A 22416-nucleotide genomic window follows, 5' to 3' on the forward strand; every position below is an offset into this window, starting at 1 on the left:
TCTGCGGGGATCCTGCGGGCTCGGTGATGGAGGTTGGAAATGGTGCCGGATTGGATCGCGCTTGCAGCGTTCGCCTGATAGTCATAACATGGCCATGTGATTTAACATGGCCGAGTGATTTCACTTGGCCAAGTGAGTGCGATATGGAGCCGCTGTCAAACGAATCGCCCGGGCGCCTCGCGCTTGATGCCTTCCGGGCGCTGTTCGAGAAAACCGGTGGATGGAGAATGACCGAGGTCGAGGGGCCGGACCACGGTGGGGACGTCATCCTGACCAGCGATCGTGGTCGAAGCTACCTCGCGGTCATCAAGACGTTCAATGAAGGACGAGCCGATCGTGTCACGGCATTCTTTGCGCAGGCGCTCCTCGAGGCACGCGCGCACGCGAAGCAACACAAGATCCGGCCCGCCATCCTGATCTGGGTCGGCAACGCTTCGCCGTCTCTCATCAAACGCGTGGTGGATTTCCATACGACGTACGGCGACCGCGAGCCGTTCGCCATCCTCTCGATGGACGGGACCCGGTTTGTGCAATTCCCGGGTCTGGCGATCTCCGAGCGTCCCAACGAGCCGACTCGTTCCTACAGCCACGGTCGCAGCGCCCAGCCGCGCCTGGTTTTCTCGGATCTCACCCAGTGGATGCTCAAACTCCTGCTGGCGGCAGATATCAAGCGCGAGAACCTGATCGGCGCGGAGGCCGCGTATTACAGCACGGCGACCGACCTCGCGCGCGCCGCAGGCGTCTCGGTCATGACGGCCACGCGGCTGATCCATGCGCTGAAACAGGAGGGCTTCATCGAGACCAGGCCGTTCTTGACACTCGTGCAACGGCGCAAACTCGCGAATCGATGGAAGGCTGAATACCAGACACCGGCACGGGCGCTGCCCATGAAGTTCCTTTCGCCGGCGGCGCCCGACGTTCAGCTACATAAGCTTCTCAAAAAAGAAGGTGGGATTCTCGGCCTTTTCGCCGCCGCCAGCGCGCTTGGTTTCGGTCATGTTCAAGGTGTGCCGCCGACGGTCTGGGTCCATCACCTGATGGAGGCTGAAAACTGGCGGCCGCTGCGCCGCGCCCGCGAGGGGGAGCGCCCCGATCTGATCCTGCAGCAGCCTGGTTTTCCGCAATCGCTGAAGCGCGGCGCCATCATCTGCGACGGCATGTGGGTAACGGACGTCATCCAGACCTGGCTCGACGTTTCGGCCCACCCGGCGCGAGGCGCAGAGCAGGCTGCCGAGCTGGAACATGGCATTCTCGCAAACGTGATTGGAGAAAGCGCTTGAGCGAACTCGTTGAATTCAGCAAGCTCGCGATGACGCTGGAGCCGTGGCGCTCCAAGGTCGTCTTCGTTGGGGGCTGGGCCTTCCGCCTTTACCAGTATGAGCCCCGCGCCTACAAACCCGACCACAAGCCGATCTACACCCAGGACGCCGACGTGGCGTACGCAGAACACGAGGCGCTCGAAGGTGATATCAAGAAGGCGCTCGAGGGCGCCGGCTTCAAGGAAGAGCCGAACTTCGCAGGTGGGTTCAAGCCTCCTGCGATGCGCTACACGATGGGCGATCAGGCCAACGGCTTCTACGCGGAATTCCTCACGCCGTTGACCGGCAGCCCCAGGCGGCGCAACAAAGTGACCAAGCAGCTGGAAAAGGACGCAACCGAGGTAAATGCCGGCGTCGTGGCGCAGAAACTGCGTCATCTGGAAGTACTGCTGCACGAGCCATGGCTCGTGACGATCCCCGCAGAGGAGTCGGGCCTCGGCGAGGCGGTACCCGATCTGCGCATCCCGAACCCCGTGAGCTTCATGGTTCAGAAGCTGTTGATTCGTGACGACCGGATTCCCGAAAAGCGTGCGCAGGACGTGCTCTACATCCACGATGCGCTGCTCATCTTCGGCGGCGCGATCGAAGACGAGCTTGTCCCGATCTGGAAGAGCCTCGAGGGCGCGCTGTCGGATGCGCAACGCAAGTCAGTCACTGCGGGCGTCGAAGGGCTATTCACTGCGGTGAACGACATCATCCGTGCAGCGGCGGAGATCCCGAAATCTGATCGGCAGATCGAACCTGAAGACGTGCTGAGGCTGTGTCAGAACGGTTTACAGGAGCTTTTCGGCGGCGCAGTCTAGGCTTCGCTACCATTCATCTCGCATCAAGGCCACGGAACCATGATCGGCGCGCTTCGCGTTGTTCGGCCGGAATGAATGCGACCGCTTCCTGCGGACGCAGCTGCACCCGGCGCGGACCGCGTTCGGTTGCCAGCCAGAACTCGATTTCGACGCCGGCCGCGGTGTCCCGCCAGTGGCGGGTGAGGATGAAGCCCTGCTCGAATTCCGTCAAAACGCGCGCTCGCCGTGGGTGCCCAGGCGGCGGATTTTACCGCTAGCGTGGGGTTGGCGCGCGGCGCGTTTGCGCGGGGCGCCTTCTCGAGGCGATTTTCTCGAGAGAGTGAAACATCCGTTCTGCCGTCTACGCTGACCCAGCCGGATTGACGCAAAACACAACAGTCACGTGCGTTCATTCGAAGTCGCGGCACGGATTTTTAGATCGCCATTTCGGCCGTAATCGCTGCTCTCCTGAGTGTGATTGTTTCTTCATGGTGCGGTGTCGAGATGGTTTCGAAAAAGTCGAACGCGTTGATCGGTAACGTTCGTTAACGTTTTGTGCCGATTGAATCGAATGAGGAGTGGTTGACGCTCTCGAGCGGAGACAGAAGCGCGTTCCACGACAGGAATCGCTAGATCCCAACTGGCTAAAGAGATTTCGGGTTTCATTCTGAAGCCAGACTGTTCGTACGAAGCCGTGATTTCAAGATATTTCTATATTAAGTTGCGGGGTGCGAAGCAAATTAATTTCAAATATCAAATTATCCGCTTCAATCAAGGGTGATATGTAATGTGGCGTTGTCGATCATTTTCGATCATGACAATTGTTGACCATCCTTCAATTTCGGTTGTGCGACCATCGGCCAAAACGTCTAAAGAGACCAAGTTATGGGCCGCGCAGTACGCTAAATCGGGATTCGCCACGTTCAACGCGACGCGGCCAAACAAGCGATTATTTTCGACCGCACGTCGCTGCCGATCGAAGGCCGGCCACTGTGGGTAAAGGCAACCGCTTGGGTCATGGCGGCAGTGATGTATCTCGGCCCGGCCGTATTTCTCGCGGATCAAACCGCCTACGCCGCACCAATCGTTGATCCGCGCGCGCCGATTCCGTTCCGGCCGACCGTCACGCAGACCAGCAGCGGCGTGCCGGCTATCAACATCCCTGCACCGAATGCGAACGGAATCAGCCTCGGGCAATACCAGTCGTTCAACGTCGGATCCGAGGGTCTCGTACTCAACAACAGCACTGTCTCCGGGACGCCGTTGCTCGGCGGTACGCTCGGCGCGAACCCGCACCTGAATGGCAGGCCGGCATCGACCATCATCAACCAGGTTACGTCCAACAACATCGCAGTCCTGAACGGGCCGCTCGAGGTATTCGGGACACCGGCGTCGGTGATCGTAGCTGCACCCGGAGGCATTTCCGTCAACGGAATGGCCTTGACGAACATCCCCGGGCTGACGCTGACCACGGGCACGCCGCAGTTCCTCACGGGCGTTGGCGGTGCGCCGACCGATTTCGCGCATGCAGGCGCGGTGGGGTATTCGGTTACGTCGGGCAACATTTCGATCAACGGGCCGGCCGGCGTGAATGGCCCGGGGGCTGGCATCGAGGGCACGGTCGGCAACATCGACCTGATCGGCCAGACCGTCAACATCAACGCGCCGCTGCGCGCGGATCAACGCGTCAACGTGGTGACCGGCAATCAGACCGTCACACCTGCCGACAGCGGCGCGAGCGGTACCACGTACGCGACGTCGGGCAACGGCACGTCGAACACGGCCGCCGCAATCGGCAAGACCTTTGCCGTCGACGCGAACCAGTATGGTTCAGTGACGTCTGGCACCGTCTATATCGTGTCGACCGCTGCCGGTATGGGCGTCAACACGCAAGGCCCGATGTCGGCGACGGCAGGCAACGTGGTCGTCAACTCGAACGGCGACATCGCGGTCGGACAAACGTTCGCCAATCAGAACGTCAATCTGACGAGTGCCGGCAGCACGACGATCAGCGGCACGGGGCTCGCAAACCAGAACTACACGGTCAACGCGAACGGCGACATCAACGCGCCGGGCGCCGTGTCGGCCGGCCAGAACGTCACATTGAACGCAGGCGGCAATCTGAACGCCGCGTCGGTCGCGGCGAATGGCGCCGCCAGCCTCACAGCCGGCCAGTCGATGACGGTCGGCTCGTTGTCCGCGCACGATGTCGCGCTGCAGACGACCAACGGCGATCTGACAGTCGGCGGGCTGAGCGCACCGGGCACGGTGTCGGCCCAGGCCGGTCGGGATTTGACCGTCAACGGCGCGGTGCAGGGCGGCAGCACGGTCGCGCTGACAGGTGGGCGCAATTCGACCGTCAACGGTTCCGTGTCGGGCGTCGGCAATGCGTCGATCGCCGCGACGACCGGCACGGCGCAGATTTCCGGCAGCGCGATCAGCAATGCGGCACTGTCGGTGACGGCGGGGCAGAACGCACTCGTCGGCGGCAACGTGTCGGCGCAGGGGCCGCTGACCGTGACGGCGTCAAACGGCAATGCAACCTTGTCAGGCGCGGCCGTGACGCCCGGCGCGCTGACGGTCAGCTCGGGCGGCACGACGACGCTCGGCGGCCAGACCCAGGCCGCGACGGCGAACGTGTCGGGTGGCAATGTGGCCGTCAATGGCGCGTTGACGACGACGGGCGGCGACGCCACGCTCACGGCGCGCAACGGCAACCTGACCGGCAGCGGCGCAATTGGTACGTCGCAGGGCAACGTCAATCTGTCGGCAAGTCAGGCCATCGCATATAGCGGCGCGGTGCAAAGCGGTGGTGCGGTGTCCGCGACAGCAGGGCAGGATGCAATGCTGGCGAACATTTCTGCGCCGGGGGCCATTTCGATTCACGCCGGCGGCAGCGCACTGGAGACGGGCAATGTCTCCGGCGGTAGCACGGTGTCGGTGACGGCCGGCAACAATGCGACGGTGAACGGCGCGATTTCAGCAGTTGGCAATACTAATTTGACAGCGCAGTCAGGTAGCGCTTCAGTCGGTGGCTCCGTAGTAACGAACAGTGCGCTCACAGTGCAGGCGGGGCAGAGCGCCACGCTGGGTGGCAACGTGTCGGCGCAAGGTCCGATGACCGTGACGGCGTCGAATGGCAATGCGACGCTGTCAGGCACGGCCGTGACGCCCGGCGCGCTGACGGTCAGCTCGGGCGGCACGACGACGCTCGGCGGCCAGACCCAGGCCGCAACGGCGAACGTGTCGGGTGGCAATGTGGCCGTCAATGGCGCGTTGACGACGACCGGCAATGCGGCGCTCGCGGCCACGAACGGCAACCTGACCGGCACGGGCGCGATCGGCACGACGCAAGGCAACGTCAATCTGTCCGCGAGTCAGAACATCGCGTATGGCGGCGCGGTGCAAAGTGGCGGCGTGGTGTCAGCGACGGCCGGGCAGGACGCAACGCTGGCGAACGTGTTGGCGCCGGGCGCGATCACGATCACGGCGGGCCGCGATGCGACGGAAACGGGCAACCTGACCGGCGGCAGTACGGTGCAGATGACGGCCGGCCGAAACGCCACGGTCACCGGCTCGGTCGCTTCGGTCGGCGACACGACGATCGCCGCACAAACCGGCTCGGCGATCGTGAACGGCAATGCGCAGTCGAACGGTGCGCTGTCGATCAATGCCGGCCAGAACGCGTCGATTGGCGGGACGGCGCAAGCGCAGGGGCCGGTGTCGATCACCGCGCAAGTGGGCTCGCTGACGGGTCAAGGCAACGTCACGTCGTCGCAAGGCGCCGTCAATCTGAAGGCCGGGCAGGCAATCGCGCTGAACGGGGCCATGCAGAGCGGTAATGCGATTGCTGCGACAGCCGGCACGAATGCGAACTTCGGCGGCACGTTGACCGCGCCTGGCGCGGTGACGATTCAGGCGGGGCAAGACACCGCGCTCGGTGGCAACGTTACGAGCGGCGGGAACCTGTCCGTCACGTCGGGCGGCAATACGAGCGTGCAGGGCACGGCCGTTTCGCTGGGCGACATGAGTCTGGCAGCCAACGGCGGCACGTTGACGACGGCCGGAAACGTCGTGTCGCTTGGCGCGCTGAATGCGAGCGGGCGGCAGGGCGTGAACCTGGGCGGCACGGTCTACAGCGGCGGCAACGCGCAGATCGGTTCGACGGCAGGCAACGTCGCGGTCGCCGGCGCAGTATCCAGCCCGGGTGCAGTCAGCATCAATGCCGGGCAGGACGCGACCGTCGCCGGTACGGTGCATAGCGGTCAGAGCACGACCATCGCCGCGGGACGCGACGCGAACCTGAATGGCGGCCTCGAGGTCGACAATTCGGGCAATGCGAGCGTCACGGCCGGGCGCGACATCAACGGGACGGGCTCGATCAGCGTCGCGAACGACACGACGCTGTCGGCCGGCAATAACGTCAATGTCTCGGGTGCGATCCAGACCGGCAACAACCTGAGCGCGACGGCCGCGAACACTCTGTCGGTCGGCGCGACGACCGCGGTCGGCAATAGCACGCTGACCGCGACCAACGGCAGCGCGACACTCGCCGGCGACGCGCTGTCGGGCGGGGCGACGACGATCACGGCCGGCACGAACGTGAACACCCAAGGCAGCGTCAAGAGTCTCGGCGACCTGGCCGTGACCGCGAAGGGCGGTAGTGTCACAGCTTCCGGCCCGGTAGCAACCGCCGGCAATGCAAACCTGAACGCCGGACAGAACCTGACGCTGAACGGCCAGACGACCGTGTCACAGGACGCAACGCTGACGGCCTCGAACATCACGACGCAAGGTCTTTCGGTCGGTGGCAACCTGACAGCCACCGCGACGAACAACCTCGATACGTCGGCCGGGCAACTGAACCAGCCGTTCAACGCGTCGGCGCCGGCGCTGTCTGTCGGCGGCAATGCGACGCTCACGGGGCGAACGTGACGACCGCGAACGCGGTGGTCGACGGCACGACGAACATCACCGGGACGCAGAGCCTGACGACAGGCGGCACGGCTGCGTTCAAGGGCAATGCGACATTGGCGGGCGGCACGGTCACGAACGTTGGCACGCAGATGGCCGGCGGCAACCTGAATGTGACGGGTCCGACGGTTTCGAATGCGGGCGCGCTGTCGTCGCTGCAGACTGCGACGGTCAATGCGACGAATCTGAATAACACCGGCACGATCTACGGGCCGATAGCGAATTTCAATGTGTCGGGCGCGACGACCAACTCGGGCGACCTGTTGGCGACAAACGCGCTGGCCCTCACGACGGGCAGCTTGAGCAACACGGGGTTGATCTTCGCGGGCGATGTTCAACATCCGACCGCGGCGACCGGCAACACGACCGTGACGGTGACCGGCGGCAATGGCTCGTTCGACAACACCAACGGCAAGATCCTCGCGCAGAACGTCGCGACGCTGAACCTGCCGAACCAGACGCTCGATCCTTCAGTAGCCGGTTATGGGACCGTCAACGGCGGCAACGGTCTGAATCTGTCCGCGCAGGCGTTCAATAACTCGGGCACGTGGACGTTGCCGGCCACGGCCGTCTCGGTGTCGGCCGCGCAGGGCATCCACAATGCCGGCACGATCAATCAGGGCGCCGGCTCGCTGACGCTGAACGGCGCGGTGAGCAACTCGGGTACCGTCAATGGGAACGATCTGACGATCAACGGCTCGCTCGCGAACCAGTCGAGCGGCGCGGTCACGGCGAACGACGCATTCACGCTGAACGGTTCGGGCACCAACACCGGTACCGTGCAGGCGGTCAATGCGCTGACGATCTCGGGGACGAGCTACGACAACTCGGGTGGCACGACGAAGGCTGGAAACAGCAACAGCCCGGCCGGCAGCGGCAACGCGACGATCAACCTGAGCGGCGATCTCGGTAACGCAGGCGGCACCCTGACGGCGACAAACGACCTGTCGATCACGGCGAACCACATCAACAATTCGGCAGCGGCGGCGGTCACCACGACGACGACCACGAAGACGGTGGACAACGCGCCGCTGTTGATGGCCACGCCGATCGGTACCGAGACGATTTACGCGATCTACAACCTGGGCAAGGATGGCGGCACCCTGACGCTTTCGCAAGCGACGCTGCCGGCGACCCTTGGCGGCCTGCTGTCGCCCGGTGGCGAACAACCGACCAATACGACGGTCTGGTCGACGCAGGTGAATCGCCTGACCTACCAGGGTTGGGGCGATCCGTCGTCGCCGGTGGCGACGTCGGGGCCGGTTCAGTTCGCGCTGGTTCCCACGAGCAATGCGCCTAACGGCGCGATCTGGGTCGTCCAGTCGCCATCGAAGCCGGTTTCGGGCGCGACGACCGTCCAGACGCTGACCTTGCCGACGGTCACCGAGACCACCACCACCACCGGTGCAACGGTCACGTCGTCGGTCATTGCCGCGGGTCATGATCTCAGCCTGACCGCCAATACGCTCAATAACCAGAGCGGTACCGTGAGTGCTGGCCATGATGCCAATGTGAACGTGCAGCAACTCGAGAACGGGGGCTCGAGCTTCACGTCGACGGTCACGGATACGGTCGATGCAGCATCGTTGAATGCGTTCCTGACGTCGTTGCAAGCGTTGCAGAAGTCGGGCGCAATCGGCGTGGCCGGCACGGCCAACCCGAGCGGCACTTACCAGTGCGTCGGCGGGAGTTGTCTCGTGGGTACGCCGACACCCCCGGCCACCTACAAGATCAGTGCACCCGGAACGGTACCGCTGGAGACGGTCTCGTCGACGGTCACGACACAAGGCGCCGTTGGCCAGATCCTGGCCGGCAACAACCTCAATCTGTCGGGCGGCAATCTGACCAATACGGGCACGCTGGCTGCGGGCAACGACGTCACCGTGGAGGCCGCGAGCTTCACGAATCAAGGCACGAATGTCGGCTCGAAGACCGTGACGGCCGGTTGCGCATCAGGTTTCTCGAATTCCGGGTGTTCGTCGCTGAACACGACCAATCCGAACTCGGAAACGTACAGCTACCGGCAGACCAACAGCAATGTCACCGCGGGCCACGACATCGTGATCGCGGCGAATCAGGTCAATAACACCTACGGCAACCTCGTCGCGAAACATGATGTGGTGATCGGCGGTGCCGGTACGAGCGCCAGCGGCGTGACGCAAGCATCGAGTGTGACCAACACCTCGGGCGCGATCGAGTCCGGCAACAACGTGCAGATCAACGCGGCAACAGTCACGAATACGATCGCCGCGCCGGTGACCGTGCACCAGAACTACGGGACGGCGTCACCGTACAGCGGATGCGGCCAGAATTGCGAAGCCTACGTCGAGGGGCAGTCGGCCAAGCCGGCGACGATCACGGCCAACAACAACCTGTCGATCACGGCCGGTGTGTTCGGCAACACGGGCAGCCTCGTCACTGCGCTCAACAGCGCAACGATCAATGCGTCGACGAGCGCGTCGAGCGACAACCCGTACCTGCATGCGTACTGGACCGGCAATCCGGGCGGACGCAGGACCTGGGGCTGCCTGGGTGCGGCGTCGACGTGCCAGAACCTGTATGGCGGGGCCTTCAACCTGGGCGACGCACAGGCGGCGTCGGGTTTGCCGTCGAGTGTCGGATTGTCTGACTTCGTGCCGGCCACGATTCAGGCGGGCGGCCTCAACGTCACGTCGCCGACGCTGACGAACACCGGGAATGTGATCGGCCAGTCGATCACGCTGACGGGGTCGCAACTCGTCAACGGCATCACCAACCCGAACGTCTTTACGCCGCCGCCAGTCGTGTCGGGTCAGGTGATTTCGCTCGGTCCCGTCTCGGCACCGTCCGGCGTGGCAACAACGATCAACGCATCCGGCCAGGTCGTCGACGCGAACGGTCAACCGACCTCGGTCACGGGCGTGGCGGGTCTGCCGTCGAATTCGCCGATCGGCGCGCAAACGGTCGGCAACCCGGTCGCGCCGGTTGTGACGGTCACCGGCCGGCCGTCGGGTGCCGCAGGTGGAAACGGGGTTACGGGGGCGGCGGTCGGCCCTGCCGGGGGCGCGACCGGCTCGATGTCGGCGGTAACGGCGAGCGCGCCGTACAGCACATTCGTGAAGACGATTAAGGGTGAAACGGTCACGGCATCGTATTTGACCAACAACCCGGCGGCGCAGGTCGTCAACTCGATGTCGTCGGCGTCGCTGATCGCCGCGCTGCCGGCCAGCTTGCGACCGGCCAACGTGCCGTTCTATTACGACCCGTACACGGAGAACCAGCAGATCGAGCAGGCCGCGCTGCAGGCAATTGGCAAGAGCAGTTTCTACAGCACGCCCAGCGCGACGGACAGCACGAGTCAGGCATTGATCAGCAATTTTGACAAGACAGCGCTGTACGGCGCGGCGCTCCAATACGCGGAGGCGCACAACGTCGCGCTTGGCACGCAGTTGAGCCAGGCTCAGCTCGACACGGTCAACGCGCCGATGCTCTGGTACGTCGAGAAGAGCGTGCCGGAGCCGGGATGCAGCGCAACGGGTGGCGCAACGTGCCCGACCGTGCAGGCACTGATGCCGGAAGTGTTGTTGCCGAAGAACTACGCGGTGGTCAACGCGGACGGCGAGATTTCGGGCACGAATGTCGCGCTTGACTTCGCGAACAGCATCCTGAATACCGGCACGGTCACGGCGCAGAACCTGACGGTCAATACGAATTCGCTGACCAACGAACAGCGCTCGACGAACATCGGAACGATCTATCAGACCGGCCAGGACGGCGTTCTGCTTCAGACCACGGGAACCGTGGTGCAGCAAGGCGGCTTCATGTCGGCCGCCAACTATCAGCTCAATGCGGATTCGATCGCGCAGATCGGCGGGGCGCTGCAGCAGGTCAATGCCGACGGCACGGTGAATCAGGCTGCGACGCAGCAGATGCTGTCGGACCTGAAGACGAAGCTGGGCGGGAATTTCACGCAGCAGACCGTCAGCGACAACCTGCATACGGACGTCGTCGCCGGTGACGCGTGGTACGACCAGGTGTTTATGACGGGGGTGATCGTCGGACTCTCGATCATGTCGGGGATGGCGGGATCTCAGGCGATCGGGGCACTGGCCGGGTCCGGCGGCACGTTCGCGGCAGCCGTGCCGTCGACCACGACGACGTTGACGGTTGGTACGACTACGGTGACCACGACGACGGCGGCGGTTGGCGCTGGTACGGCGAACATCGCGTTGTCGGCAGGCTTCGCCGGCATGATGAACAGCACGATGAGCCAGTTGAATGCGGGCGGCTCGTTCAGCGTCGGGAAGATGCTCTCGACCGGTGGTGTGGCGGCGCTGACCGCAGGGCTGACGAACGGCATCACCTTCAGTGACGGTGCAGTTGGCTGGTCGTGGGTGGCGTCGGATAACAGTTTGGCTGCGTTGGCGGGGGTGCAGTCGGTAGGCAATACGCTGGTGCCGCAGGCTGGGGCGGCAACGGGCTCGCTGCCGACGGCGATCGGCGCGATCGCAGCGGAGTCGGTGCTGCAGGCCGGGGTGCAAACTGCGATTCAAGGCGGGAGCTTCCTGACGAATCTGCGCAATAGCGCGGTGAGCAATGTCGCCGCCGCGGCGGCCTATGGAATCGGTAACCTCAAGCTGGATGGCGACCTGAGCGGCGTTGCGTATTGGGCTGCGCACGCGGCGCTGGGTTGTGCGTCCGGTGCTGCGACGGGGCAGGGTTGTGGGGGCGGTGCGATTGGCGGTGCTGTCAGCGCTGCACTCTCATCCGATGTGATCAAGGCAATCGATCCGTCCGGCGCTGCATTGGATGAGGGGCAGCGTGCAGCACTTGCGAGTTTCGCAATCCTCGCTGGCGGCGGCCTCGCGGGTTTAGCCGGCCAGAACGCTATGGCCGGTGCGATTGCGGCACAGAACGAGGCCTTGAACAACGACGGAGGTAGTACAAGCCATACGGCGGACGCCGCCAAGAATGGTGGCGTGGTTTCCCAGATCAAAGATGCTTTCGTCGACTGGGCGAAAAGGACGTACGGCGATCCGGTTGGCACGCTGACCAGCTGGAAGAATCAGATAGTTGGCAACATGCAGCGGGACTACGGTGGGAAGCCGCAACCGACCGATGCAAACAATCAGCTATCAGGTGGGGGCAACAACGACAATACGAGTGGGACAGCCGGAGCGGTGGTGACACCGGCGGTGCCGGTTTGTGCTCCCGGGGGATGCTTGATTACGCCTCCGTTTGTTTTTCCCGGTGCGGCTGGTTCGCCGAGTAATGCGATCCTGTCGAGCGGCAACGGCGCTAGCGATTCAGGCAACTCGAATGATCAAAGCGCAACAGACAGCAGTTCTGGGGCTGACGTAAACTTGGCATCACCGGACAGAACTATTCACATCTTGACCGGGGATGCCACCGGTGGTGGGCATCTTTGGCCCGGCTCACCTGGTAAGTCGGCCTTTCCTGAAAGTTGGTCGGCTTCGAAAGTTATGAATGCAGTCTCGGACATTGCAACAGATCCATTGGTTTCCGAGGCGGTCCAGTCAAACGGACGGATAGTAAAAAATGGCACGATCGATGGCGTCAACATCCGCGTCGTACTGGAGTCGCCTAGCAAGGGTGGGGGAATCGTAACTGCATTCCCAACGAACGTTCCGAGGAACCCGAAATGACACGAGATCAACTACATTTCGACGAGTTAGAGCGGCTACTTCGGGAATCGCTCGAGTCGGTAGCAAAACACCTATCGGATCAAGACCGCAGTGACGTTAGTGAGTATCTGGACCATGGTGAATACGGAGTTGCGTATGAACTCTTGGCTTTCGTGCTCGACAAGCAGCGATTGGCATGGCCGGTCACCTTGGTAGAAGCTGGCAAGAAGATGGGCATGGTTGACTAGGCGGAACGCTATCTCTACGGCTCCGGCATGGTGATTGTTGCTACAAACGACGGATCACTTATGCTTTCGTCAATTGGGCGAAATGGACATACGGCGATCCGGTTGGCACGCTGTCCAACCGGAAGAATCAGATTGTCGGCGACATGCAGCGGGATTACGGTGGGAAGCCGTAACCGACCGACTCAAACAACCTATTGCTACAGATCAGCGCACGGCTTGGTCGAAGCCTGCGCCGGGAAATGGCTATGTCACAGGCACTGGTACGATCAACGGAGTTGACATCAAAGTCGTCGTCAACCCCGCGAAAGGTCGAATCGTGACAGGCGATCCGACAAATTTGCCGAGAAACCCGAAATGAACCCGATCTCTGACAATGCGTTGATTGAAGGCAACCTGGATTTCATTCTCGACGAGATGAAGGCCCAGCCGGAAGTCGCTCAATACTATCCACCAGGTGGACTGACCTATGACGAACATTTGGCCCAGATCAACGAGTTCAATGCTGACGCTGGGGAATACGGCCTTGCATATGAATACGTCGTGGGAGCGCTGGAGAGCATTCCGTTCAGATTAACCGGTGCGGCAGCGGTAAAACTTCTAGAAATCGGGTTGCTCATGGGGTTTAAGTCCGAACAGGATCTAGACAAGCGTTTTGATAGACGTCCGTCGCAATAGAGCTTGATGCAGTTGGGCTAGAAGGCTCTCCAATTTAGAACGGCATCGTCGTTGTGAACGGAAACACCTTCAACTACAGTGCTTTCAAGCTCCCCAACGGGACGATTAACGTTGGCCGCATTACGCCTCCGGGGTGACTATGTTTAGGGTGAGAAGATTGAGAGACGACGAGCGAGTGTTGTTGGTTGCGTTGATTGCTGGCGGGCCCAAAGCAAGTGATCTTCTTGCTTCACTGGATGATGCGGTTGTTGAAGAGATGAACGACGGAGGGATGCGGGGGGTGCTCTTCTGCCGACCAGACGACAAACCGCGTCATCTTGGAAAGCAATTGGTGGAAAAAGAGTTCGTCGATATCGATGGCGTACCCGTCATGGTCGCAGTTAACTTGGACGACCACGGCGAGCTATATGAACTCGATATTTGGAAAGTTGATTTCTCGCCGTTGAAGCGGTTTCCTTCGGTTATCAAATGACTAGGTTCGTGTCCGCTCGAATCGTGTTCATGCTTGGCATGTCGATGCTTCTGCCGACGCAGTCGGTAAAACGAATCTGGCTATGAACCGGGTCTGTGCTTGATGGCTGCGGCGTCGCGGGTTTAACTGGCCAGAACGCGATGGCCGGTGCGATTGCGGCGCAGAACGAGGCCTTGAACAACGACGGAGGTAGTGCAAGCCGTACGGCGGCGCCGCTAAGAACGGTGGCGTGGTTTCCGAGATCAAAGATGCTTTCGTCGACTGGGCGAAAAGGACGTACGGCGATCCGGTTGGCACGCTGACCAACTGGAAGAATCAGATTGTTGGCGACATGCAGCGGGTGTGTGAATGGACGATTTGTCTGTAAGTATTCGTTCGACACCAGTAGGTACTGGTGAAAATAGGTGGAGAAAATGCCGGCAGTAGGAGGTGGACCGTCTCCAGAGCAATGGAAACACATGACCAAGGCGCAAAAAATCGTCTATTGGTTGTTGATTGGTGTGGCTATCGTGTTTGTTGGATATTTGGTCGTCGAAAAATTAATGAGTTAAGGTTGAGTTGCTATTTAACGAAGCTCGCGGGCGATAAGGGGGCGAGAGTCGTCATGTATGGCGCGGAATGAGTTGCTGGGTGCGTATGGAATGCCGTCGTGAGAAATTGAGGAGTGGACTATATTGTCGGTCGAGTTGGTTGTATTGACGATTTGACGAATTTTGCGGCTGACTACACGCAATTATGAGGATTGATGTTCCAATTAGTGTTATTGCGGAACTTGGTGTGTCATATTTGATTGATTGGTTCATATTTGGAGGGGGTGTTCTTTCTGTTAAAGGGGGGCAGTTGCGGCTTCTCTTTGTCGAAAGGCAAGCGGCACGTGGATTCGGTGCTTCAGGGTGAGCCGATTACAGTAACAGTAGCCCATGATGGCGGCGCATATTTCTCGGAGTGAGTCTCATCAATGGGGGGCGATCCGCGAGTTGAAAGAGGAATAACTGGACCGTTCGTCCGCTGAGGAGAGCAGTAGTACCCAGGAGCGGAGTTGCCACAAATAACTCTGGTCCGGGTTTGTCGGTGACACTGCACCCGGCAAGTCGGATTTCCCTAAACTGGCCTCGGTAGATCAATACCGACAGGGCGGGCTTGTATCGATTGTTTTAGGATTGGTCAGTGAGTCTGAAAGATCTTATCTATAAATTAGGAATGCGAATATTTTACAATTGTTGACGAAAAATATACTGGTTGGGCATAGGGTAGTCACATCCGCATGCAGGGAACTACGTGGATTGCACTTCGATGAGTCCGAGTGTGTTGGAGCAGTGTGACTGAAAAAACTGGGAAGTAGTGCAGAATTTAGATTGTGGCAGTCGGCGAAGTTGCTTCGCCTCAGAGATGCACCTGCAACGGCTGCAAATGGCTGGTTCGCCGAGATTGATGGCAGGAATATGCTGCCTTGAAGTTAATGGGGTTAAGTTGGTCGCGATAGTAAGTGGTGTGTGGTAACGATAAATGCCAATTCTGACGGAGCGGGGCTAATATGTTGAAGGTGGCAAGAGTAAATTATTTGGTGGTTTCTGTTGTGTCGGTGGCAATGCTTGGTGCGTGCGCATCGAAACCTCAAATTGAATACGATGCGCAGAAGATGTCTGCAATCAAAACAATCGCCGTAAATGTGCCAAAACCAACGAAGTATTTTGCAGTCAGTGCCGGCGGACCGATTTTTGTGCCGATTCCCGGCGTTGGGCTGATTGCGGCCGCGATTGGCGGAGCGATCGCCGGGGGTGCGGCCGCCGTGTCCACGCGTACAAACAAGGACTTCGACAGCCTCGTCAAAAGCCAACTTGGTGATACCCGCCTGAACGGCAAGTACATCGAGGCGCTTGAGGCTGAATTGCGTGCACAAGGTTATCAGGTGAAGGAAATCGATCTCGATCAGGATGGCATGCCAAAAATTGCCGGTGATTGGCTTCATCCTACGTTGAAAGGGGGGGCGTACGCAGGTGCGGACGCGATCATGATTGCACCAAACACCACTGGCTATGGCGCCAATGGTCTTGGCTGGCCCTACGTGCGCACTGTCAATAGTCAGATACGGATTTTCAAGGCCGATACGTTGGAACCGATCTTCTCGCAGAACATCTTCTTCAAGATCGCAAAGGACCCCTATAGCTACCCGTTCTATTCTGATCTCGTCAAAGACTTGCCACATGCAATTCAGGGGGTCGATGAGGCGTTAATGAGCGTTGTCCCGCAGTTCAGGCAGGGACTGCTGGTCAGTAGAGGCGTTTCGCAAGTCACCGACGCCGGTTTGAGCAAAAAAGAAAATTGAGCTGCTGATATAGCGGATCTCCAGCTGGCGTGTCGATGGTTGAGGAGAAGGTGGAGATTCGCAGCTACAGAATGGCATGCTAGTTAAGGCATCCTAATTCTATCGGTTGGGTGGGACATGACGGCAAGTGATCGAATTATCAGGGGGGCGGGGTTCACGTCTCTATCCATGGCAGTTTCCATTGCCATGGGCGTTATGCTGAATGGACCGTCGGTGGCGTTGGCTGCAGGCATCGTCGCGGACGGGGGCACCGCAACAACCGTCTTGAATGGTGTGAGCGGGCGTCAAACAGTGAATATCGCCCCCGCAATCGGCGGCGTCTCAAACAACACCTATTCATCATTCAACGTCTCGAAGGCCGGCGCCGACCTGAACAACGTCGGCATCAACGCGCGCACGATCGTCAATCAGGTCACGAGCACGAACCCGTCGCTGATCCAGGGCAACATCAACGTACTCGGCCCGCGCGCGAATGTGATCCTCGCGAACCCGAACGGCATCACGGTCGATGGTGGCAGCTTCACGAATACGGGACACGTCGTGCTGTCCACCGGACAGGTCAGCTTCAATGACCTGACGCTCGCTCCGGGCGTGCTCCAACGCAACGTGGTGCTGACGACCGATCGGGGCGCGATCACGATCGGGCCGGGCGGCCTGTCCGGCACGCTCGTCAACCTTGACCTGATTGCCAAACAATTGAGTGTCAACGGTCCTGTCACCAACCCCTATACCAGCTCAACCGGCGGCATCCGCGCGATCGTTGGCGGTAGCACGACGACCTACGACACCGGGTTCTCGCCGGAAGACAACGCACACGACTGGCTGATCGGCATGTCATCGTCCGGCACGACCAACAAGTCTGTCGCGGTTGACATCACGGCCGCCGGTGGTCTGACAGCCGGGCGCGTGCAGTTGATCGTCACCGATAAGGGCGCAGGTGTGCATAGCCTGGGTAATGTCTATGCGAGTGCTGGCGACGTGGTCGTCACGTCGACCGGAGACGTGACCGTCGCGGACGGCTCGATCAAAAGCGAGCACGACATTTTGGTATCGACGTCAGGTTCGGTATCGCTGCAAGGCGCGCAACTGAGCGCTGCGAATAACACGACGGTACAGGCCGGAAACATCGCGCTGTCGGACGATTCATCTGACCGCTCATTCGTGAGTGCCGGCAACACGGTCAGCCTGACGAGCAGCGGTGCAATTTCCAACACCGGCAGCCGGATTCAGGCGGGCACGACGGCCAGCGACGGCACAACGAGCGGCGGAGAGGTGGTGCTGAATGCCGGGGGCGATATCACGAATCGTTCGACTGCGAGTAACCCCGCAATCGTCGTTGCCGCCAACGGTAATACGACGATGAACGCCGGCGGTAGCATCATCAACGACAATGCTCGCGTCCAGTCGAACGGGAACGCCGATCTGACTGCGGCGGGCGGTGTGACCATTGCAGACGGCTCGATCAAAGCCGGCGGCGACATGACCATTACGACGCCCGGCACGTTATCGATTCAGGGCGCGCAGTTGGGCGCCGCCAATAACGGGACGGTTCAGGCGGGCAACATTGCCTTGTCGGAGGACGCATCCGGACCGTCGACGCTGAGCGCAGGCAATACGATCACCCTGACGAGCAGCGGCGCGATCACCAGCACCGGTAGCATGATTCAAGCTGGCACGACGGCAAGCGACGGCACCACGGCCGGCGGGGACGTGATGCTCAACGCCGGCGGAGACATTACGAACCGGTCGTCCGCGAGCAACCTCGGCATTATCTTTGCTGCCAACGGCAAGACCAAGTTGACGGCAGGCGGAAACATCATCAACGACAACGCCCGCATCCTGTCGAACGGGGCCATCGACCTGAGCGCGACCGGTGACGTGCAGAACGTGATCGACCATACCGGTGGCACGAACGGCGGGCAGCCGACCGCCTACACGGACCGCGGTAGCAGCTTCTTGTTCTTCACGCACACGACGAGTGGCTTCAACGTCGATTACGGCTCGGTCAACCAGCCGGATCAGCTAGCCTATATCGCTGCGACCAACGGGCCGGTGACGATCTCAGCGCGCAATTTCACGAATTCCGGCGGGATCGTCCAGTCGAACGACGCCGACGTGAAAATCGCCGCGCAACAGGCCTTCACGAATGCCGCCGTGTTCTCCGGCCAGGCGAGTTACACGCGCAGTTGCTGGATCTTCTGCCGTGCCGACGCCTCGAGCAACGTCACGCCGTATGGCGGCACGATTCAGGCAGGCGGCGACATCGACATCAAGGCCGGCACGGTCGCCCGCAACATCGGCGGCAACGCTTATGCGACTGGCGACATCAAGGTTGACGCGCCCGTGACCTACGCGCAGGGCGTCACCGGCTATTCGGCGATCAACCAGCATCGCGGCTTCAAGGCGTTCTTCGGCAGCACGTGGGCGCAAATCGTCGCGATGGACATCGGCGGCGGCTTCACCGCAAACGGAAGCGTGACGCTGACCGGCGACGGCGTGATCGATGGCGGTGCGTTCGGCGGTGGCAAGGGCGTGACGGCAGCCGGCGGCATCACGACCGTCCGCGCGCCGTCACGCACGCCGGTGCAGATCGACCAGCACCTTGGGCTGACGACGTGGTGGTGGCGGTAACGGATGAACTACCGAACGAAAAATCGTCTCGGCCTGGCCGTGGTGGCATTCCTCGCCGTCGCGATCATGCTCGCTGCTCTGATGGACCGCTCTGTCGGCACCGCCGCGCCCGTTGACGGGCACCCGCATGCACAACAACGATGAAAGCACCCGCATTCCCCCGATTGAAGCTGCCGCTGCTTGCCGCGAGCCTCGCCTTGCTCCACGCTCCCGTGCATGCGCAGTCCGCGCCTCCGGCCAGCCGCCCCGTACAAGATCCCGCGCAACTGATCATCGAACAGCAGCGCGAACAGGAACGCCAACGCCAGCTCGAACAACCGCCGGCGTCCATCACGATCGCGCCGACATCCGAGACGACGCTCGACATTCCACCCGACACCCCGGTGGACGCGATCACAGAGTCCGGGCCGACCTTTCCGGTCAGCCGAATCGTGCTGTTGTCACCCGACGGCAAGCCGTTCGAGCCGCCGGGTGGCGTCTCCTGCAAGCAGCTCGACGCGGTCGTTGCCCCGTTCGTGGCTCACGATCTCGGCTCGCACAGAATCAACGTGCTGTTGAAACGGCTTACCGACGTATTCGTCGAACGCGGCTTCGTGACGACGCGCGCGTTGCTCGGCCCACAGAATCTGGCGACCGGGACGCTGAAGGTCACGATTCAGGTCGGCCTGATCGAGAACTTCGCAATCAACGGCAAGCCGATCCACCGGCTGAAGCCGGGCGAGCGGTCATCCGGCGGCGGCTGGTTCACGGATGCGGGCTACGAGAACGCGTTCCCGGCTTCGCCGGGCGATTCGCTGCGCCTGTCCGACATCGATCAGGGCGCCGCGCAGATCAACCGCCTGCGTCGCAATCAGGCGACGATCCAGATCCTGCCGGGCCAGAACCCGGGCGAATCGGTAGTCGACATCGGCAACAAGCCGGGTGACCGGCTCTACTACACGCTCGGCGTCGACAATTACGGAAGCTCCGCCACTGGCGTGACGCGTTACCGCGCCGGCGTCGAGGCCGACAACCTGCTCGGCCTGCAGGAATCGCTGAGCGTGAATTTCCTCGATAGCCTCGACAGCAATGCGCTCGTCGGCTCGTTCGCGGTGCCGTTCGGCCGCCACACGTTCAGCTACACGATATCCGATTCGGAGTACCAACAGCTGATCGGTACCACCGCGCTCGAGTACGGACGCACGCTTTCGCACATCTTCGGCTGGAACTACCTGGTGAGCCGAAGCGTGAGCGACATCACCAGTGTCGACGCGACGCTGTCGTGGCGACGCACCGACCGTGAGGTCAACGGGATCGATCTCGATCCGCAGCGCGTTGCCGTGTTTCGCCTTGGCGGCAACTGGTTGCACAAGTTCGTGATGAACGACGCGCAGGGCAACTTCACGGTCAACGCCGGGTTGTCGCAGGGCTTGCCGTGGCTCGGCGCCAATCACGATCCGCACGGCATCGCACGCGAGGACGCGCACAGCCAGTTCACCAAGGTCGACGCGACCGCTGCGTTCACGCTCCCGCTGCCGAAGGTAGCGGGTGCCTTGCTCGCGTATCGGGGTGTGCTCGGTGGCCAGTACACGAACGTCGCACTGTTCGGTTCGGAGCAGCTGTATCTGGGTGGGATGGACACGATTCGTGGTTTCCGCTCGGGCGAGATCGCGGGTGATCGGGGTTTGTACTCGCGCAACGAGCTCGCGTGGGTGAACGCGCCGGCCTGGACGGATGGCCGAATCGAGCCGTATGTATTCGTCGATGCGGGCAAGGCGAGCCTCGTCGGGGCATCGGGTTTTCCGACCCTGGCAGGCGCGGGCGCAGGGCTGCGTGCGCAATGGCAGTGGCACAAGCAGATGCTGTCCGGTGAGGTGCTGGTCGGCCGTGCGTTGACGCAACCGGCTGCGCTCGGTCCGAAAGCGACGCTCGTGTTGGCCACGATGAACTGGAATTACTGAATGGTCGCACCTGACCGCTCTGGGTCGGGTGCTTTAGCGCGGCGACCTGTCTCCGCGCCTTTTTATTCGAAGTGGTGAGACGACGATGAACACGACACTAAATCGCATCCTGACGGCCATGGCGCTTGTCGGCGTACTGAGCTGCTCAGCTTACGCCCAGACCGCGGCCGCGCCGCAGCCGACGGGTACAGTCGCGACGGTAAATGGCACTGCGATTACACAGACGGAAGTCGACGCGGTGCTGCGCGCTTCCAGGCAACCGGACACCCCCCAGATCCGCCAGGCGATCAAGAACCAGTTGATCGCGCACGTGCTGATCCAGCAGGCAGCCGAGAAAGCGAACTATGGCGGAAAGCCGGAGGTACAGGCGGCGATGCAGGTCGCGAAGGCCAAGGCGGAGACGCAGCTGTACCTGAAGGACAACGTGAAGCCGGAGCCGGTGACGGACGCGCAGGTGAAGTCGCGCTACGACGAAATCGTCGAGTCACTGGGCAAGGACGAGTACAAGCCGCGCCTGATCGTCGTGACGGATGCGGCGACGGCGGCCACCGTGCTTGCCGAATTGAAGGCGGGCAAGTCATTCGACGGACTCGCGCGTCAGTACAGCATCGCGCCGAGCCGCGACGCCGGCGGGGAACTGCCGTGGGTGAGCTTCAAGACGCCGGCCACGGAGGGCAAGACGTCCGGGCTGCCGGTCACGCTTGCTCAGGCGCTGGAAAGACTGCCGGTGGGCGCGATCACGCCTGATTCGATCCCGGTCGCCGGCGCACGGGCGATCGCGAAGCTCGACGCGAAACGGCCGACGCAGGTGCCGGCTTACAATCAGGCGCAGGCCACGATCCGCCAGCAGCTGGAGGCGCTTGCGCTCGAGAGGGCGAGCGCGCAGTTCGTGGGCGGCCTGCTGAAGAGTGCGACGATTCAGCCGTAACCGAGGTCATCGGCGTGCCGCACAAACACCCGTCCCGCCGGCCTCGCAGCAAGGTAGAGCGGCTGCCGTTGCCGGCGGCCCATGTCCGCGCCATTTCGCTCGAGAATCATCTCGAGCTGGCTGGATGCTCACCACGGCTGGATGAGCCTGAGCGCCGGAGTTTCCGGATCGACGGTGTTTCGTCGCGGTCGACGACGGCGATTATCCATGCCGAATCACGGGCGCGCGGCATATTCGGCTGACCCGGATGATTCGATGAATCGAATAATAAAAATGCCCGGCGAATATTTTATTACTCGATATTACTGGGCCGGGCTTTTTCCGCCGGCGGCGAGCTATCGGCCAATTGCTTGAAAATGCACGGATTCTCTGGGCGGCAGGCCAGAGTGGCCGCACCAAACCGTATGCAGAAAATGGCAAGGCTCATGCATGAAACGCAACGCCCGAAAGCATTGCGAAAGTATTTTTCACATACCTTACGGAATGAAAAGTCGGAT

The 22416-nt window shown here is 61.4% G+C and carries 14 protein-coding genes and 1 pseudogene; 13 read left to right on the forward strand and 2 right to left on the reverse strand.

Annotated elements, in window-relative coordinates; genetic code table 11:
• The first annotated feature begins 143 nt into the window (after positions 1–143).
• A complete protein-coding gene (locus ACV229_RS16855; RefSeq protein ID WP_448084243.1) occupies positions 144–1280 on the forward strand; it encodes an RpiR family transcriptional regulator in 1137 nt (378 codons plus the stop codon).
• Positions 1277–2122, forward strand: coding sequence for a GSU2403 family nucleotidyltransferase fold protein (locus ACV229_RS16860; RefSeq protein ID WP_448084244.1), 846 nt, complete (start codon positions 1277–1279; stop codon positions 2120–2122). The genes ACV229_RS16855 and ACV229_RS16860 overlap by 4 nt, the downstream gene beginning before the upstream one ends.
• A 55-nt stretch (positions 2123–2177) precedes the next feature.
• Here the strand turns inward: ACV229_RS16860 and ACV229_RS16865 are convergent.
• Positions 2178–2333: pseudogene (locus ACV229_RS16865) on the reverse strand (hypothetical protein); the annotation flags it as partial.
• A gap of 785 nt (positions 2334–3118) precedes the next feature.
• Here ACV229_RS16865 and ACV229_RS16870 point away from each other — a divergent pair.
• The 5 genes from ACV229_RS16870 to ACV229_RS16890 all read left to right on the forward strand — a co-directional run bounded on the left by ACV229_RS16870 (position 3119) and on the right by ACV229_RS16890 (position 14094).
• Positions 3119–7036, forward strand: coding sequence for a beta strand repeat-containing protein (locus ACV229_RS16870; RefSeq protein WP_448084245.1), 3918 nt, complete (start codon positions 3119–3121; stop codon positions 7034–7036).
• Complete coding sequence (locus ACV229_RS16875; protein WP_448084246.1) at positions 7033–12720, forward strand: EndoU domain-containing protein; 5688 nt, start codon at positions 7033–7035, stop codon at positions 12718–12720. Before ACV229_RS16870 ends, ACV229_RS16875 begins: the two co-directional genes overlap by 4 nt.
• Complete coding sequence (locus ACV229_RS16880; protein ID WP_448084247.1) at positions 12717–12947, forward strand: hypothetical protein; 231 nt, start codon at positions 12717–12719, stop codon at positions 12945–12947. The genes ACV229_RS16875 and ACV229_RS16880 overlap by 4 nt, the downstream gene beginning before the upstream one ends.
• A 354-nt stretch (positions 12948–13301) precedes the next feature.
• Positions 13302–13622, forward strand: coding sequence for a hypothetical protein (locus ACV229_RS16885; protein ID WP_448084248.1), 321 nt, complete (start codon positions 13302–13304; stop codon positions 13620–13622).
• Positions 13623–13761: 139 nt separating this feature from the next.
• Entirely contained in the window at positions 13762–14094 is a 333-nt protein-coding gene (locus ACV229_RS16890) for a DUF6984 family protein (protein ID WP_448084249.1), read from the forward strand.
• Here ACV229_RS16890 and ACV229_RS16895 read toward each other — a convergent pair.
• The gene (locus ACV229_RS16895) at positions 14087–14476 is read right to left on the reverse strand and encodes a hypothetical protein (RefSeq protein WP_448084250.1); all 390 of its coding nucleotides are present in this window, start codon (positions 14474–14476) and stop codon (positions 14087–14089) included. The genes ACV229_RS16890 and ACV229_RS16895 overlap by 8 nt on opposite strands.
• Positions 14477–14498: 22 nt before the next feature.
• Here ACV229_RS16895 and ACV229_RS16900 point away from each other — a divergent pair, with 22 nt between their 5' ends.
• From ACV229_RS16900 to ACV229_RS16925, 6 genes are all read left to right on the forward strand, one after another.
• Complete coding sequence (locus ACV229_RS16900) at positions 14499–14645, forward strand: hypothetical protein (protein ID WP_448084251.1); 147 nt, start codon at positions 14499–14501, stop codon at positions 14643–14645.
• Positions 14646–15628: 983 nt separating this feature from the next.
• Complete coding sequence (locus ACV229_RS16905; protein ID WP_448084252.1) at positions 15629–16420, forward strand: hypothetical protein; 792 nt, start codon at positions 15629–15631, stop codon at positions 16418–16420.
• Between the two features lie 168 nt (positions 16421–16588).
• Positions 16589–19051: a two-partner secretion domain-containing protein gene (locus tag ACV229_RS16910; protein WP_448084253.1), complete on the forward strand. Its 2463-nt coding sequence runs from the start codon at positions 16589–16591 to the stop codon at positions 19049–19051.
• Positions 19052–19054: 3 nt separating this feature from the next.
• The gene (locus ACV229_RS16915) at positions 19055–19195 is read left to right on the forward strand and encodes a hypothetical protein (protein WP_448084254.1); all 141 of its coding nucleotides are present in this window, start codon (positions 19055–19057) and stop codon (positions 19193–19195) included.
• On the forward strand, positions 19192–20991 hold the full coding sequence (locus ACV229_RS16920) for a ShlB/FhaC/HecB family hemolysin secretion/activation protein (protein ID WP_448084255.1): 1800 nt from the start codon (positions 19192–19194) through the stop codon (positions 20989–20991). The genes ACV229_RS16915 and ACV229_RS16920 overlap by 4 nt, the downstream gene beginning before the upstream one ends.
• Positions 20992–21076: 85 nt before the next feature.
• On the forward strand, positions 21077–21919 hold the full coding sequence (locus tag ACV229_RS16925; protein WP_448084256.1) for a peptidyl-prolyl cis-trans isomerase: 843 nt from the start codon (positions 21077–21079) through the stop codon (positions 21917–21919).
• Positions 21920–22416 lie beyond the last annotated feature (497 nt).

It is taken from the genome of Burkholderia sp. MR1-5-21, from assembly GCF_053427715.1.